13 protein-coding genes are annotated in these 15,929 nt (G+C 50.3%); all 13 read left to right on the top strand.

Translation table 11 applies throughout. From position 1 onward, the window contains the following. Positions 1–27 precede the first annotated feature (27 nt). Complete coding sequence (gene leuC / locus O6P33_RS09115) at positions 28–1,461, top strand: 3-isopropylmalate dehydratase large subunit (protein ID WP_269819504.1); 1,434 nt, start codon at positions 28–30, stop codon at positions 1,459–1,461. Positions 1,462–1,463: 2 nt separating this feature from the next. Next, positions 1,464–2,108 (top strand): 3-isopropylmalate dehydratase small subunit, encoded by a 645-nt coding sequence (gene leuD, locus O6P33_RS09110; RefSeq protein ID WP_269817473.1) that lies wholly within the window; start codon positions 1,464–1,466, stop codon positions 2,106–2,108. A gap of 51 nt (positions 2,109–2,159) precedes the next feature. Then, positions 2,160–3,242 carry a 3-isopropylmalate dehydrogenase gene (gene leuB / locus O6P33_RS09105; protein WP_269817472.1) on the top strand — a complete coding sequence of 361 codons (1,083 nt, stop codon included), beginning with the start codon at positions 2,160–2,162 and terminating at the stop codon, positions 3,240–3,242. Between the two features lie 81 nt (positions 3,243–3,323). Continuing rightward, positions 3,324–4,436 (top strand): aspartate-semialdehyde dehydrogenase, encoded by a 1,113-nt coding sequence (asd, locus tag O6P33_RS09100; protein ID WP_269817471.1) that lies wholly within the window; start codon positions 3,324–3,326, stop codon positions 4,434–4,436. Positions 4,437–4,759: 323 nt separating this feature from the next. Then, the gene (locus O6P33_RS09095; protein WP_269817470.1) at positions 4,760–7,774 is read left to right on the top strand and encodes a FimV/HubP family polar landmark protein; all 3,015 of its coding nucleotides are present in this window, start codon (positions 4,760–4,762) and stop codon (positions 7,772–7,774) included. Positions 7,775–7,777: 3 nt separating this feature from the next. Then, positions 7,778–8,644, top strand: a complete 867-nt coding sequence (gene truA, locus O6P33_RS09090) for a tRNA pseudouridine(38-40) synthase TruA (RefSeq protein ID WP_269817469.1) — start codon at positions 7,778–7,780, stop codon at positions 8,642–8,644. A gap of 8 nt (positions 8,645–8,652) precedes the next feature. Then, positions 8,653–9,300, top strand: coding sequence for a phosphoribosylanthranilate isomerase (locus tag O6P33_RS09085; protein ID WP_269819503.1), 648 nt, complete (start codon positions 8,653–8,655; stop codon positions 9,298–9,300). An 83-nt stretch (positions 9,301–9,383) separates the two neighbouring features. Then, the gene (gene accD, locus O6P33_RS09080; protein ID WP_269817468.1) at positions 9,384–10,313 is read left to right on the top strand and encodes an acetyl-CoA carboxylase, carboxyltransferase subunit beta; all 930 of its coding nucleotides are present in this window, start codon (positions 9,384–9,386) and stop codon (positions 10,311–10,313) included. A 3-nt stretch (positions 10,314–10,316) separates the two neighbouring features. Next, a complete protein-coding gene (gene folC, locus O6P33_RS09075; protein WP_269817467.1) occupies positions 10,317–11,594 on the top strand; it encodes a bifunctional tetrahydrofolate synthase/dihydrofolate synthase in 1,278 nt (425 codons plus the stop codon). Positions 11,595–11,703: 109 nt separating this feature from the next. Then, the gene (locus tag O6P33_RS09070; RefSeq protein WP_269817466.1) at positions 11,704–12,351 is read left to right on the top strand and encodes an SPOR domain-containing protein; all 648 of its coding nucleotides are present in this window, start codon (positions 11,704–11,706) and stop codon (positions 12,349–12,351) included. A gap of 91 nt (positions 12,352–12,442) precedes the next feature. Next, positions 12,443–12,955: a CvpA family protein gene (locus O6P33_RS09065; RefSeq protein ID WP_269817465.1), complete on the top strand. Its 513-nt coding sequence runs from the start codon at positions 12,443–12,445 to the stop codon at positions 12,953–12,955. A gap of 72 nt (positions 12,956–13,027) precedes the next feature. Then, on the top strand, positions 13,028–14,542 hold the full coding sequence (purF, locus tag O6P33_RS09060; protein WP_269817464.1) for an amidophosphoribosyltransferase: 1,515 nt from the start codon (positions 13,028–13,030) through the stop codon (positions 14,540–14,542). A 97-nt stretch (positions 14,543–14,639) separates the two neighbouring features. Then, a complete protein-coding gene (locus tag O6P33_RS09055; RefSeq protein ID WP_269817463.1) occupies positions 14,640–15,851 on the top strand; it encodes an O-succinylhomoserine sulfhydrylase in 1,212 nt (403 codons plus the stop codon). Positions 15,852–15,929: the final 78 nt, after the last annotated feature.

Raw genomic sequence — 15,929 nt, 5'->3', positions numbered from 1 at the left:
GCGCATAACCTTGATGAGGACGGTCTAATGGCTGGAAAAACGCTTTACGACAAACTTTGGGAGATGCACGAAGTTAAACGCCGTGATGATGGCTCTTCGCTGATTTACATCGACCGCCATATTTTACATGAAGTGACTTCGCCGCAAGCTTTTGCTGGGTTACGTTTGGCCGGTCGCAAACCGTGGCGCATTGATGCCAATATTGCCACCCCTGACCACAACGTGCCGACCACTAAGAAAGAGCGTGATGGTGGCATTGCAGCCATTGCCGATGAAGTGTCGCGCATTCAGGTGCAAACTTTGGATGACAACTGCAACGAGTACGGTATTTTGCAGTTTAAAATGAACGATGTGCGCCAAGGTATTGTGCACGTCATTGGCCCAGAGCAGGGCGCAACCTTGCCAGGCATGACTGTAGTATGCGGCGACTCACACACCTCAACCCACGGTGCTTTTGCTGCCTTAGCCCACGGTATTGGTACTTCAGAAGTTGAACATGTGTTAGCAACCCAGTGTTTGGTTGCCAAAAAAATGAAGAACATGCAAGTGCGGGTTGAGGGCAAAATCCCTGCAGGCGTCACTGCTAAAGATATCGTTCTAGCGATTATCGGTAAGATTGGTACAGCTGGCGGTAACGGCCATGCTGTTGAGTTTGCCGGCAGTGCCATTCGTGAGCTGTCCATGGAAGGCCGTATGACAGTCTGCAACATGTCCATTGAAGCCGGTGCCCGTGTTGGTATGGTGGCGGTGGACCAGAAAACCATTGATTACGTTAAAGGCCGCCCTTATGCGCCCAAAGGTGCAAACTGGGAAGCAGCAGTGGCTGCTTGGCAAGATTTAGTCTCCGATGCTGACGCTGAGTTCGACACCATTGTTGAAATGCGCGCGGAAGACATTATTCCGCAAGTGAGCTGGGGTACGTCACCCGAAATGGTTTTACCGGTGGATGCCAATGTGCCGGATCCAGCGCAAGAAGCTGATCCAGTCAAGCGCGACTCCATTACCCGTGCTTTGCACTATATGGGCTTAAGCGCGAATCAAGCCATCACTGATATTAAGTTGGATCGGGTGTTTATTGGCTCCTGCACCAACTCGCGCATTGAAGACTTACGTGCAGCGGCGGCGGTGGCTAAAGGCCGCAAAGTTGCCAGCAATGTCATTCAAGCCATGGTAGTACCGGGCTCTGGCTTGGTTAAACAGCAAGCGGAAGAAGAAGGTTTGGATAAGATTTTCTTAGAAGCTGGTTTTGAGTGGCGCGAGCCTGGTTGCTCCATGTGCTTGGCGATGAACCCAGATAAGTTGGGCAACGGAGAGCATTGCGCTTCAACCTCGAACCGTAACTTTGAAGGCCGTCAGGGTAATGGCGGGCGTACGCACTTGGTGAGTCCAGCAATGGCCGCCGCTGCAGCGGTTAAAGGTCACTTTGTGGATGTCCGTGAATTAATGAACGAGGGAGCATAAGCATGAAAGCCTTTACTCAACATCAGGGTTTAGTTGCTCCGTTGGATCGCGCCAACGTTGATACTGACCAAATTATTCCTAAGCAGTTTTTAAAATCCATCGCACGCACAGGCTTTGGTGCCAACTTATTTGATGAGTGGCGCTACTTAGATGAAGGCCAGCCAGGGCAGGACAACAGTAAGCGTCCACTGAATCCTGAATTCGTCTTGAACCAGCCGCGCTATCAGGGTGCCAGCGTGTTATTGGCACAAGAGAACTTCGGTTGTGGCTCCAGCCGTGAGCATGCGCCGTGGGCACTGGATGAGTACGGTTTCCGTGCGATTATTGCGCCGAGCTTTGCTGATATTTTTTACAACAACAGCTTTAAAAACGGTTTATTGCCGATTATTTTAACTGCTGATGAAGTCAACGAGCTGTTTGCGCAAGCACAAGCCACTGAAGGCTATGAGCTGACTGTTGACCTTGAAGCACAAACGGTGACGCGCCCCGACGGTGTTCAGTATCGGTTTGAGGTGGATGCGTTCCGTAAGCATTGCTTGCTTAATGGTCTGGATGATATTGGCCTGACCTTGCAAGATGCTGAACTGATTCGAGAGTTTGAAGTGGGCTACAAAAAAGCTAACCCATGGTTGTTTGACGCACTTTAATTTAACTAACTGCGCCGCAGTACAATGGCACTGTGGCGCTGAGTATTTGATATGTCTAAAAAGATTTTAGTATTGCCGGGCGATGGTATTGGTCCGGAAATCATTCGCGAAGCAGTTAAGGTTTTAGAGCTGGCCAGTGAGAAGTTCAACTTAGGCTACGAGCTGGTTGAGGGCGAGTTGGGCGGTGCGGCGATTGATAAGCATGGCGTGCCTTTAGCCGATTCAACTTTAGCCCTCGCGCGCGAAGTAGATGCGGTGCTATTGGGCGCTGTGGGTGGTCCAAAGTGGGACAACATTGATGTTGCCATTCGTCCAGAGCGGGGCTTATTGAAAATTCGTTCTGAGCTGGGTTTGTTTGGTAACTTGCGTCCGGCTATTTTGTATCCACAACTGGCTGAAGCCTCTACCCTTAAACCAGAAGTGGTTTCCGGCTTGGATATTTTAATTGTCCGTGAGCTAACTGGCGGCATTTACTTCGGTACGCCCCGTGACACCGTTACGTTAGAGAATGGCGAGCGCATGGCTTATGACACACTGCCATACAGCGAAAGTGAAATTCGCCGCATTGCCAAAGTGGGCTTTGATATGGCTCGTCTGCGCAATAAGAAAGTTTGCTCCGTGGATAAAGCTAACGTGCTGGATTCCAGTCGTTTATGGCGTGAAGTGGTCAACGAAGTGGCCAAAGAATACCCCGATGTGGAACTGAGTCATCAATATGTAGACAACGCAGCGATGCAACTGGTCCGCGCACCAAAGCAGTTTGATGTGATTGTGACCGACAACTTGTTCGGCGATATTTTATCGGATCAGGCGTCAATGCTGACCGGCTCCATTGGGATGCTGCCATCGGCGTCTTTAGATTCGAACAACAAGGGTATGTATGAGCCTTCCCATGGTTCTGCACCGGATATTGCTGGCCAAGATTTGGCCAACCCTTTGGCGACCATTTTGTCTGTTTCGATGATGCTGCGTTATACCTTTAACCAGCTCGCCGCGGCAGATGCCATTGAGCAAGCAGTGAGTGATGTGCTGGATCAAGGTTTGCGCACTGGCGATATCTTCTCTGCCGGTATGCGCAAAGTCGGCACCACTGAAATGGGTGATGCGGTAGTCGCAGCGCTCGCAAAACTGTAAGATTACTCAATTAAATCTATCCGTCAGAGCATTGCTGCTTAATGATCTGACGGAAATTAACTAACAATAGGTGTAGTCGCAATGAAACGTGTAGGTCTTATTGGTTGGCGCGGCATGGTTGGCTCAGTGCTGATGCAGCGCATGCTCGAAGAACAGGATTTCGATTTAATTGAGCCGGTGTTCTTTACTACCTCCAACGTAGGTGGACAAGGACCTGACATTGGTAAAGATATTCCAACGCTAAAAGATGCTTATGATATTAATGAGCTGAAAAACTTGGATGTCATTTTGACCTGTCAAGGCAGCGACTACACCGAAGCGGTGTTTCCGAAGCTGCGTGAAGCGGGCTGGGAAGGGTACTGGATTGATGCGGCCTCAGCGCTGCGGATGAAAGACCATTCAGTCATTGTGCTAGACCCAGTTAACCGCAAAGGTATTGATCAGGCGTTGGATAATGGCGTAAAAGATTATGTCGGCGGTAACTGCACCGTCAGCCTGATGCTGATGGGACTGGGTGGTTTATTTGAGGCAGGCGTGGTTGAGTGGATGAGCGCCATGACCTATCAAGCAGCCAGTGGCTCAGGTGCGCAAAATATGCGTGAGTTGATTCGTCAAATGGGCGGCATTCATGACTCTGTTGCAACTGAGTTGCAAGATCCAGCCAGTGCAATTTTAGACATTGACCGTAAAGTTGCCCAATACCAGCGCGGCGATAGCATTCCTACGGATCATTTCGGCGTACCCTTGGCCGGCAGCTTAATTCCGTGGATTGACAGTGCTTTACCCAACGGGCAAAGCCGCGAAGAGTGGAAAGCGCAAGCCGAGACTAACAAGGTCTTGGGCCGCTATAAAAACCCAATTAATATTGATGGCATCTGTGTGCGAGTGGGGGCAATGCGTTGCCACAGTCAAGCTTTGACTATTAAGTTAAATAAAGATGTGCCCTTGGCTGAAATTGAAGACATGATTAGCCAGCACAACCCTTGGGTGCGTTTAATTCCCAATGATCGTGAAGTGACCATGCGCGAGCTGACACCAACTGCTGTGACTGGAACTTTAGATATTCCAGTGGGCCGTTTACGCAAGCTGAATATGGGCTCGCATTACTTGGGCGCCTTCACCGTGGGTGACCAATTGTTATGGGGCGCTGCAGAACCATTGCGCAGAATGCTGCGGATTTTGCTGGAACGTTAATCACCTAAGTCCGGCGCGCAAACAGTAAATTAATCAGCTTTTTGCGCGCCTATTGACTGAAGACACTACTGAAGAGTTAAGAATTGTGCAGTATGTCTGATATTAACGCTAAAACGGGCTTGATATAGCTTGAGTAAGTCGATTGAATGTTGATAAAACTCTATCCGTAAAAGATACTTAGCCAATTAGCTTAATAATATTTTTAATTGCTGAGCGGAATCAGGTTGAGTGCTGCTGACGGGGGCCGTCATTTTTGGCGATTGAGCACAGCGCATTCAAAACCCTCCGGGGTATCCGGAACGAAAAATAAGGGATAACTCTATATGCTTCAAGTTCGCAAATTGGTGTTAGCAGTTGCAGCTGCTACAGCGTTTACTTCCAGTTTTACCTATGCGCTAGGCTTAGGTGATTTATCAGTTAAGTCATCTTTAAATCAGCCTCTTGAAGCTGAAATTTCTTTATTGGAGGTGCGTGATTTAAGCTCTATTGAGATTAAAAGTCAGCTCGCCTCACCGGAAGAATTTAGCAAAGCCGGCATTGATCGGCAGTTTTTATTGACCGGATTGAAGTTTACTCCAGTGGTGGATGCCAATGGCAAAAGTGTCATTCGGGTCACCAGTAACAAACCCATTAAAGAACCCTACTTAAACTTCTTAGTAGAGGTGCTCTGGCCTAATGGGCGTTTACTGCGTGAGTACACCCTGTTACTGGATCCGCCGCTCTATAAACCGCAACAAGTTATTTATGCACCGCAACCAGCAGCTACTGTACCAAGCCGTATGCAGCCACCGCCTCAGGCTGCTGCTCAGCCACAACCCATTGTCCGCCAAGCAGCACCAGCTCCAAGTGCGGCGCCTGCTGCCAGAGCCAATGCTTTAAATCAGGGCAGTGATTACCGTGTGCAAAAGAACGATACGCTCTGGGAAGTGGCCTCACGTGTGGGCGGTAATGCCTCAGTGCATCAAACGATGCTGGCGATTCAGGACCTTAACCCAAATGCTTTTTTAGACGGCAATATTAACCGTTTGAAGAGTGGCCAGGTTTTACGCTTACCCAGTGAGCAAGAAATTAACAGCCGCAGCCGTGCTGAAGCTATAGCGCAAGTAACTCAGCAAAATGACAGCTGGCAAAACGCGCGCAGAGCGCCTGCTGTAGCTGAACGCCAACTTGATGCCACGCACCGCAGCGAAGCTGGGGCAGCACCGGCGGCGATTGAGAAAAGTGATAGCCTCAGACTGGTTGCTGAAGCACCGGGCGCTGCTGAGCAAGCGGCAGATGAAGGCAGTGCTGCTAACCTTAGCGCTTTACAAGATCAGTTGGCTGCAAGTAAAGAGCGCTTGGACTCCACAGTCTTAGAAAACCAAGACCTGCAAAGCCGTGTCGAAGACCTAAATAGTCAATTAGAAAAATTACAGCGCTTAATTGAGCTTAAAGACAACCAATTGGCGCAGTTGCAAAATGCTGTGGATACGCCTGCAGCAGACGTCGCTGATGATCAGGCTGCTGCACCAGCTGAGCATCTAGGCGAGGCAAGCATAGAGCTGGCCGACCCAGCTACAGAACCAGGCATTGATGGCGTTGAGGCGATTTCTGAAGTTACCGAGGAAACCGCGCAAGGTGTTGAAACTTCTGCAGTAGAGACTGAAGAGATTGCACCTGAAGTCGTTGCACAGCCTGTTGAACCGGCAGCAGCACCAGAGCCTGAAATTGTTGTTGAAAGCGAAACAGCCGCCGAGGGCGCAGCGCAAGCTGAACCTGCCACACCAGCCCAAGCACCTGTTGCTGAGCAGCCAGCAGCTGAAGAAAAGAGCATCATTGATAAAATTAAAGATGATCCAATGCTGCTAGCAGGCGCAGGTGCTGCGGCAGTTTTAGCACTGCTCTTGCTGCTGATGGGAATCTCCCGCAGTCGCGCACGCAAAGAGGCTGAGCTCTTCGATGAGCCAGCTGATCAGGAATTAGCGGCACAAGCACCTGAAGCACTAGCAACGCCTGAGGTTGATCCTGCCAGCGCTGTTGCTGCAAGCCTTACTGCCACAGACAGCGCGGCAACCACAGAAGCAGTTGACAGTGACGATTTGCTGGAAGACTTCTCCTTTGATGCGCCTGCTCCTGAAGCAGCATTTAAAGATGAAACCAGTGATGTGTTAGCTGAAGCAGAGAGCTATATTAGCTTTGGTCGTTTCAGTCAGGCTGCCACTGTTCTAGCCAATGCCGTAGACCAAGAGCCTGAGCGTCTTGATCTGCGTCTTAAGTTGGTTGAAGTACTGGCTGATCTTGAGGATCACGCAGGCGTTTCCCGCCAGATCAATGAGTTAACCGAGATTGGTGGTGCAACTGCAGAATTGGCGCAAATTAAAGCCCGCTATCCGCACATGTTTGGTGCTGAACAGGTTGAAGCGGTCAGCGCCGAAACGGACTTCAATGATTTTGCTGATATCAGTTTAGATGATTTAACGCTAGACACGCCAAGTGAGCTCAGCAGTACAGCGGTAGCTGATCTAGACGCAGAGCTGGATGACTTATCAGCGCTGCTGGCAGAATCTGAACCTGCGGCAAAACCAACCGATACAGATTTTGACTTTGATTTGGATCTGAACTTTTCCGAGACGCCAGAGACAGCAGAAACTAAGCCTGCAGAGTTGGATGCTGGTGAGCTGCAATTCGATGGTGCTGACCTGCTTGCTGCAGAAAGCACTGAGCAGCCAGCAAGCCCAGAGCTTACGGATGATTTCTCATTAGATTTCGCCTTGGACTTGCCAGAAGAGCCCAGCGAAACCACTAAAACTGCAGCAGTAGATGACTTTGCTGAGCTTTCTTTAGATGACATAACCCTTGATCTAACTGAAGATAGCAGTGCTGATGCTCCTGAGCTTGAGCTGCCTGCAGACTTTGATTTAGCTGCCTTCGATGAGGTTGCTACGCCAGCCGCAACGACTGTTGACTTCACAGAGCAAATGGATGAAGTAGAAGATGAGCTGGATGCCCTCACTGCCAGCCTAACGGAAGAAAGCCAAGCGGCCACTGATAACTTTAGCTTTGATGAGTTGGAGCTTGATTTAGCCAACGAGCCTGCAGCACCGAGTACCCCTCAAGCTGAAGCTGAGCCTGCTAGCAATTTGGATGATTTTGATGACTTTGCTGAATTGGGCGGTGTGGATGATGACTTCAGCTTCCTTTCCGGTACCGATGAAACTGCGACTAAACTGGATTTAGCGCGCGCTTATATTGATATGGGCGATGCTGAAGGTGCGCGGGATATTTTGGAGGAAGTTGTTGCCGAAGGCAGCAGTGCCCAGCAAGACGAAGCGCATGAGTTAATGAGCAAAATAGGATAATTCATGTCAGACGTAACAACGCCAGCGGCAGCCCAAGAGGCTGCCGCTGGCGTTTCTAGAATAGCATTAGGCGTTGAGTACAAAGGCTCCAACTATCATGGCTTTCAATTGCAGCCGCAAGGCACAGCAAGCATCCAAGGCCATTTAGAGGAAGCTTTGCAGCAGATAAACGCTGGCCTCCCAGTACGCTTAAGTTGCGCCGGACGCACTGATGCCAAGGTGCATGCTTGCGGCCAGGTGGTGCATTTTGATACGCCCATTGAGCGTCCGATGCGTGCTTGGGTGATGGGGGCAAACCGTTACTTGCCCAAGGATATCAGTGTGCTGTGGGCGCAAGTGATGCCGCCAGAGTTTCACTCGCGTTTCAGTGCTGTGGCGCGGCGCTACCGTTACGTGATTTACAGTAATGAGGTGCGCCCTGCGCATCTAGCGGAAGAAGTGACCTGGACTCACCAAGCGCTGAATATCGAGAAAATGCGCACAGCGGCGCGCTGCCTGGTGGGCACCCATGACTTTAATGCGCTGCGGGCTGCCGGCTGCCAAGCACATTCGCCAGTGCGCACCATCCATCACTTACAGGTGCTGGAGTTTGGTAAGCTGATTATTATTGATGTGCGCGCCAATGCGTTTTTGCACCACATGGTGCGCAATATAGCCGGTGTGTTGATGATGATTGGTGCCGGTGAGCGGCCAGTGCAGTGGGCGCAGCAGGTGTTAGAAAGCCGTGACCGTAAGGCGGGTGGAGTAACCGCTGCACCCCATGGTTTATATATGGTGCAAGTGGAGTACCCAGAGCCGTTTAAGTTACCTGAACGCTATCTAGGGCCACATTTTCTGTCCGGCTTAGCGGATACTTTTGGGCAAGACTAGAGGATCTTATCGTGCGGATACGAACTAAAATATGCGGCATAACTCAGGTTGAGGATGCCTTAATAGCTGCTCAAGCAGGTGTTGATGCCCTCGGATTAGTATTTTATGCCAAGAGCCCAAGGGCTGTGACTGTTGCTCAGGCGCAGAAAATCATTGCCGCTTTGCCGCCTTTTGTCAGTACCGTGGGCTTGTTTGTAAACGCTTCACGAAGCGAGATTAATGCCATTCTCGACGAGCTGCCTTTGGACGTTTTACAGTTTCACGGCGATGAAACGGCAGCTGACTGCGAAGGCTTTGCGCGCCCGTATTTTCGCGCTTTGCGTATGCAGCCTGGACTTGATATAGCCCAGCTTGCAGAGCAGTACCAGAGTGCCCAAGGTATTTTGCTGGATGCTTGGGTGCCCGGTGTGCACGGCGGCACTGGGGAGCGTTTTGATTGGACGCAAATCCCCGCAAGCTTAGCCAAACCGCTAATTCTCGCCGGCGGTTTAAATGCCGATAATGTGGCGCAAGCAATGCAACAAGTGCAGCCTTGGGCTGTGGATGTGAGCGGTGGTGTTGAAGCCAATCGAGGAATTAAAGACGCAGATAAAATGCGTAAATTCTTATATGCTGTACAGATGAAAAATGTCCAGCTATGTGACGGAGCCCAGTAATTGGCCGTCAGTAGCTTGATTATCAAACAAAATTTATAAGGCACAGTGCACAGTCACTTGTCCCTAGGCGGAGTAGGCAACAGATGAACAACTGGTTAGTCGATAAACTAATTCCCTCGATCATGCGCTCTGAGGTCAAGAAAAGTTCAGTCCCTGAAGGGCTATGGCATAAATGTCCTTCCTGTGAAGCAGTCTTATATAAGCCCGAATTAGAAAAAACGTTAGATGTTTGCCCAAAGTGTGACCACCACATGCGCATTGACGCACGTACCCGCTTGGATATCTTCTTAGATGAAGCAGGGCGCGAAGAGATTGCTGCCGACCTTGAGCCAACGGACCGTATTAAATTCCGTGATAGCAAACGCTACAAAGACCGCCTCTCTGCTGCACAAAAACAGACCGGTGAAAAAGATGCTTTGATCGCCATGAGCGGCACTTTAGAAGGTATGCCGGTCGTTGCCGCTGCTTTTGAATTTGCTTTTATGGGCGGCTCCATGGGCGCTATTGTCGGTGAAAAGTTTGTCCAAGCAGCCAATGTTGCCCTTGAGCAACGCTGTCCGCTAGTGTGTTTCTCTGCATCAGGCGGTGCGCGTATGCAAGAAGCGTTGATTTCCTTGATGCAGATGGCAAAAACTTCAGCAGTGATTGCCCGCTTGCGTGAAGAAGGTATTCCCTATGTTTCAGTCTTAACTGATCCAGTGTATGGCGGTGTTTCAGCCAGTTTAGCAATGCTTGGTGACCTCAATGTTGCTGAACCCAAAGCCTTGATTGGTTTTGCTGGGCCGCGCGTTATTGAGCAAACTGTGCGTGAAAAACTCCCAGAAGGTTTCCAGCGCAGTGAGTTCTTACTGGAGCACGGTGCCATTGATTTAATTATTCCGCGCCTTGAGTTGCGCCCACGCTTGGCGAGTATTCTGCGTCAGCTGATGGACCTGCCCACTATCCCAGTGGTGGAAGTGGATGTTGTTGCTGAAGTGGAAGAAGCTCCAGCCAGCACCGCAGATAAGGTATAAAGCATGCAAGCGCGCACCCTTGAGCAATGGCTCAGTTATTTAGAGCAGCTGCACCCCAGTGAAATCGATATGGGCTTGGCCCGTATTGAAGCCGTGGCGCAGCGTCTTGAGTTAACGCGCATTGCTGACCAAGTGGTGACTGTCACAGGTACCAACGGGAAAGGCTCCACCTGTGCTTTTTTAGCCAGTTTAGTTGCCCAGCAGGGGCTTAAGGTTGGCGTGTATAGCTCGCCACACTTGTTGCGCTATAACGAGCGTGTGCGCATTAATGATCAAGAGGTCAGCGATCAACAGCTGTGTGCAGCTTTTACTGCGGTTGAGCAGGCCCGTGCTGACATCAGCTTAACCTATTTTGAAATGGGCACTTTGGCGGCGTTTTATCTTTTTGCGCAAGCCGAACTGGATGTGGCTATTCTTGAGGTGGGTTTGGGCGGTCGCCTCGATGCGGTCAATATAATTGACTCTGATGTTGCCGTTGTCACCAATATTGGCCTAGATCACCATGACTGGCTAGGGGATACACGGGATTCAGTTGCCTATGAAAAAGCCGGTATCTTTCGCCCTGGACGTCCAGCCGTTTGCGCTGATTTAGCTCCGCCCGAGCGACTGCTGACCCAAGCTGCTGTGCTTGCCACGCCGTTATTGTTGCGCGGCCGCGATTTTGATTTGGCTGTCTCTGAAAACGATTGGCATTGGCGGGGTGTCGATCAGCACGGCCAACCCATACAGCTGCAAGCTCTGCCTATGCTTACTTTGCCCGTTGAGAATGCGGCGCTGGCTTTGCAGGTGTATGCTTTATTGGGGCTGAACTGGGATCAAGCTCAGTTATCTGCAGGGCTCAGTAAGGCTCGTATGCCCGGGCGCTTACAGGCGGTACAAATTGAGTGGCAAGGGCGCCGCGTACAGCTTTTACTCGATGTGGCGCACAATCCCCATGCGGCAAGCTATTTGGCTGAACGCCTACAGTCACAGCCCATCAAAGGCCGGCGCCTAGCGGTGCTTGGGGTGCTGGACGATAAGGATTTGAACGGTGTGCTCGATTGTATCGAGCCGCAAATACACAGCTGGGCAGTGGCAGCATTGCCCAGTCCACGCAGTTGTAAGCTTGAGCAATTGCAGCAAGCACTCTTGCACCGCCAGGCTTCGGTAACAGGCTATGCCAGTATCGCGCAAGCCATTAGCGCACAGTGCCAGCAAGCCAGCGCCGATGACCAGATCATTGTTTTTGGTTCATTCTTCACTGTGGCCGAAGCTCTGAAGTGGTTAGAGCAGCTGGCATAAGCTTAGAGATTTTGAGCAGGGCAGAGATATTGTGCAAGCAGGGTATCTATGTTTAAGTGGTATGGCTTCACAAGCTTAATCTCATCTCTACAGAGCAGGGCGGGTATTTATGGCAGCGTCAGACAGTAAACTTAAGCAGCGCATCGTGGGTGCAATCGTTTTAATTGCTTTGGCAGTTATTTTCTTACCCATGCTGTTTAAAAAAGAAGAACCCGTGCAAGAAATCGTGGTGCAAGCCCCGCCAATGCCGCAGGCGCCTGCAGTGCCACAGTTTCCAGTGGAAGACGTGAGCGTGCCGGAGCCAGTGCTGGATGATGAGTGGGACGAGCACATTATCGTTGAGCAAGCATCAGAGCAACCAGAGCAACTGGACAGTGAGCCAGCTGCAGCTGTTGCGCCCATTGCTCCGCCAGTTGAGCCAGTAGCACAGCCAAGCCAGCCAGCAACACAACCTGCAGCGCCAAGCAAAGCCATTACTGAGAAACCTGCACAACAGGCTCCAGCACCGGGCATTGATAAAAACAACTTACCTGTTTCTTGGTCGGTGCAACTTGCCAATGTGACCAGTAAAGCCAATGCCGAAGCATTGCGCGATAGCTACCGTAAAAAACAATACAATGCCTATGTGCGCAGTGCTGATGGTAGCCATCGCGTGTTGATTGGGCCGCTGGTGAAACAGTCGGAAGCGCAAGCAATGTGCAAAAACTTGAAAAACCGTGAAAGTCAGGACTGTTTTGTTGTGCGCTACCAGCCTTAAACTGGCAATGATGACTAAAAGAGCAACAAGCGCTTATCAGTATGCTGTTGCTCTGTTAAAATAGCGCTTTTACCAAGCAGGCTATTAATCAGTGTCTTTTAATTGGGTTGATGCCCTTATTCTCGGTGTTCTTGTCATCTCGGCGCTTATAAGTCTAAGCCGCGGGTTTATTAAAGAAGCACTGTCATTAGTGACCTGGATTGTTGCAGGCATTATTGCTTGGATGTTTGGTGGCAGCTTAGCCCACCATTTCGAGCCCTATATCGATACACCGTCAGTACGAGTGATTGCTGCATGTGCAGTGCTGTTTCTAGCCACACTGCTGATTGGTGCTTTGGTTAACTTTTTATTAGCACAGCTGGTGCGGGCAACGGGTTTAACCGGAACTGACCGTTTTTTAGGTATGGTTTTTGGCGCAGCGCGGGGCTTATTGCTGGTTGTGGTAGTGGTAGGTCTGTTGAGTTTGGCACCGGTGCAGCAAGACATCTGGTGGAAACAGTCAACCCTCATACCGCATTTTCTACTGATTGCTGACTGGTCAAAAAACCTTGTATTGGGGTTATCCGGTGAGTGGATCTCGACAGCTCAAAATGCTCAGCATTAACGAGCAAACGAGGCAGTAACTGTTTTCGTACAACTGCCTTTAATTAGAATGACAGAGTAGGGGTCGCGTTACATGTGTGGCATTGTCGGTATTGTTGGTAAATCAAACATTAATCAAGCGTTGTATGACGCACTTACCGTACTTCAACACCGTGGCCAGGATGCCGCTGGAATGGTGACATCAAAAGATGGACGTCTGTTTCTGCGTAAAGACAACGGCTTAGTGCGTGACGTGTTTCGCACCCGGCACATGAAAGAGCTGATTGGTAATGTGGGAATCGGCCATATTCGTTACCCAACTGCCGGTAGTTCTAGCAGTGCCGAAGCGCAGCCATTTTATGTCAACTCACCGTACGGTATCACCCTTGCTCACAATGGTAATCTAACCAACGTGGCACAGCTGGCGAAAGAGATTTATGAATCTGACTTGCGCCACGTGAATACCAATTCAGACTCAGAGGTACTGCTTAACGTATTTGCCCATGAGCTCAGTCAACGTGGCAAGCTGCAACCCACTAAAGAAGACGTATTTGCTGCGGTCAGCCGTGTGCATGAGCGTTGCCGTGGTGGTTATGCAGTTGTTGCCATGATTACTGGCTACGGTGTGTTAGGTTTTCGCGACCCCCATGGCATTCGTCCGATTGTCTTTGGTCAGCGTGAAACTGAGCAAGGCGTTGAGTATATGATTGCCTCAGAGAGCGTCGCCCTCGATGTACTGGGCTTTACCTTGATTCGTGACTTGGCGCCAGGTGAAGCGGTGTATATCACTGAAGACGGTGAGTTACACACGCGCCAGTGTGCAGCCAATCCTGTGCTCAATCCGTGTATTTTTGAACATGTCTATTTAGCGCGCCCTGACTCTATTATTGATGGTGTATCCGTGTATAAAGCACGTTTGCGCATGGGTGAAAAGCTTGCCGATAAAATTCTCCGAGAGCGGCCAGAGCATGACATTGATGTGGTCATTCCTATACCGGATACCAGCCGTACCTCGGCTTTAGAACTGGCTAACCGCATGGGCATTAAGTACCGCGAAGGCTTTGTTAAAAACCGCTATATCGGCCGCACCTTTATTATGCCCGGGCAAGCCGCCCGTAAAAAATCGGTGCGACAAAAGCTCAACGCCATTGAGTTGGAGTTTCGCGGCAAGAACGTGATGCTGGTGGATGACTCCATTGTGCGCGGTACGACCTGTAAGCAAATTATTCAAATGGCCCGTGATGCTGGGGCGAAAAATGTGTATTTCTGCTCCGCAGCGCCGGCTGTGCGTTATCAAAACGTTTATGGCATTGATATGCCAAGCGTCAATGAGCTCATTGCGCACAACCGCACGACCGATGAAATAGCAGAGCTGATCGGTGCTGATTGGTTGGTTTACCAAGATCTAGAAGACCTTATCGAGTCTGTTGAAGGCGGTAAAATTCAGATAGATCAGTTTGATTGTGCGGTTTTTGATGGTGTGTATGTGACTGGTGATATTGATGCAGCTTACTTGCAGCGCATTGAAAATCAGCGCAATGGCCTTGAGCAAGGGGCTGAACAGGTCAGTCAGGCCACTATTGGCCTACACAATAACGAAGCAGATTAACCCTGTAAGCGCTGTCGCTAAATGGGCAGCGCACTATTACCAGCAGGCTTGAGTATTCACAGCCTGCTCTTTATTAGACGTATATAAGGTGTAAGTCATGACGACGGATTGGCAGGCGGGTCGACTCAATAGCGAGTTAACTGATGCGGGTTTCGATACCTTAGCGGTGCGCGCAGGTCAGCAGCGCAGCTTTGAAGCAGAGCACAGTGAGGCTATTTTCACCACTTCCAGCTACGTTTTTCGTAGCGCGGCAGATGCTGCAGCAAGCTTTGCTGGGGAGCGCAGTGGCAACGTGTACTCGCGCTATACCAATCCGACCGTACGTACTTTTGAAGAACGTTTGGCAGCACTCGAAGGCGCAGAAAAGTGCGTGGCCACCGCCTCAGGGATGTCAGCTATTTTAGCTACAGTAATGAGCCTGTGCAGTATGGGCGACGAAATACTGGTTTCGCGCAGCATCTTTGGTGCATCTGTTAGTTTGTTTGATAAATACTGCGCACGCTTTGGCATTAAAATCACCTATGTGAAAATAGATGATCTAGCGGCCTGGCAAGCGGCGTGCACTGCTAAAACTAAATTGCTGTTTGTTGAGTCCCCCTCTAATCCTTTGGCTGAGTTGGCTGATATACGTGCGCTCAGTAAAATTGCCCACGGGGCTGACGCTCTGTTAGTGGTGGATAACTGCTTCTGCACCCCCGTTTTACAAAAGCCATTGGCCTTGGGCGCAGACATTGTGATCCATTCAGCGACAAAATACATTGATGGTCAGGGCCGTTGTTTAGGCGGTGCAGTACTGGGTCGTGCCGAGCTGATGACTGAAGTCGTGGGCTTTTTGCGCACTGCTGGGCCGACCATGAGCCCGTTTAATGCTTGGGTTTTCTTAAAAGGTTTGGAAACCTTACGCTTGCGCATGCATGCCCACTGTCAAAGTGCTCAGCAACTGGCGCAGTGGCTTGAACAGCAGCCACAGGTTAAAAAAGTTTATTATGCTGGCTTAGCCAGTCACCCACAGCATGAATTGGCCAAACAGCAGCAAAGTGGTTTTGGTGCTGTCTTGAGTTTTGAAGTAGAAGGCGGCAAAGAAGGTGCGTGGCGCTTTATTGATGCCACACGCATGATCTCCATTACGGCTAACTTGGGTGATACGAAAACTACCATTACCCACCCAGGCAGTACCACCCATGGCCGTTTGCAGCCGCACGAGCGTGAGCAGTCAGGGATCCGCGATGGTCTAATTCGTGTTGCCGTTGGCTTAGAGGAGTACAGTGATATTCAAGCCGACTTACAGCGTGGCCTAGCCGCGTTGTAACAATGCTGAGTTGTCCCGTTCCGCTAAAAACCCGCTGCTGGCGGGTTTTTTATTGCGCTTAAATTACTCACGCATGGG

This window comes from Denitrificimonas caeni (assembly GCF_027498055.1).
GTDB lineage: Bacteria > Pseudomonadota > Gammaproteobacteria > Pseudomonadales > Pseudomonadaceae > Denitrificimonas.
This window is presented reverse-complemented; position numbering and strand designations above follow the sequence as displayed.

What these genes read in the sequence shown, in the direction of transcription:
- leuC (WP_269819504.1), top strand. Translation starts at nt 28, where the DNA reads ATGGCTGGAAAAACGCTTTACGACAAACTTTGGGAGATGCACGAAGTT.
- leuD (WP_269817473.1), top strand. Translation starts at nt 1,464, where the DNA reads ATGAAAGCCTTTACTCAACATCAGGGTTTAGTTGCTCCGTTGGATCGC.
- leuB (WP_269817472.1), top strand. Translation starts at nt 2,160, where the DNA reads ATGTCTAAAAAGATTTTAGTATTGCCGGGCGATGGTATTGGTCCGGAA.
- asd (WP_269817471.1), top strand. Translation starts at nt 3,324, where the DNA reads ATGAAACGTGTAGGTCTTATTGGTTGGCGCGGCATGGTTGGCTCAGTG.
- O6P33_RS09095 (WP_269817470.1), top strand. Translation starts at nt 4,760, where the DNA reads ATGCTTCAAGTTCGCAAATTGGTGTTAGCAGTTGCAGCTGCTACAGCG.
- truA (WP_269817469.1), top strand. Translation starts at nt 7,778, where the DNA reads ATGTCAGACGTAACAACGCCAGCGGCAGCCCAAGAGGCTGCCGCTGGC.
- accD (WP_269817468.1), top strand. Translation starts at nt 9,384, where the DNA reads ATGAACAACTGGTTAGTCGATAAACTAATTCCCTCGATCATGCGCTCT.
- folC (WP_269817467.1), top strand. Translation starts at nt 10,317, where the DNA reads ATGCAAGCGCGCACCCTTGAGCAATGGCTCAGTTATTTAGAGCAGCTG.
- O6P33_RS09070 (WP_269817466.1), top strand. Translation starts at nt 11,704, where the DNA reads ATGGCAGCGTCAGACAGTAAACTTAAGCAGCGCATCGTGGGTGCAATC.
- purF (WP_269817464.1), top strand. Translation starts at nt 13,028, where the DNA reads ATGTGTGGCATTGTCGGTATTGTTGGTAAATCAAACATTAATCAAGCG.
- O6P33_RS09055 (WP_269817463.1), top strand. Translation starts at nt 14,640, where the DNA reads ATGACGACGGATTGGCAGGCGGGTCGACTCAATAGCGAGTTAACTGAT.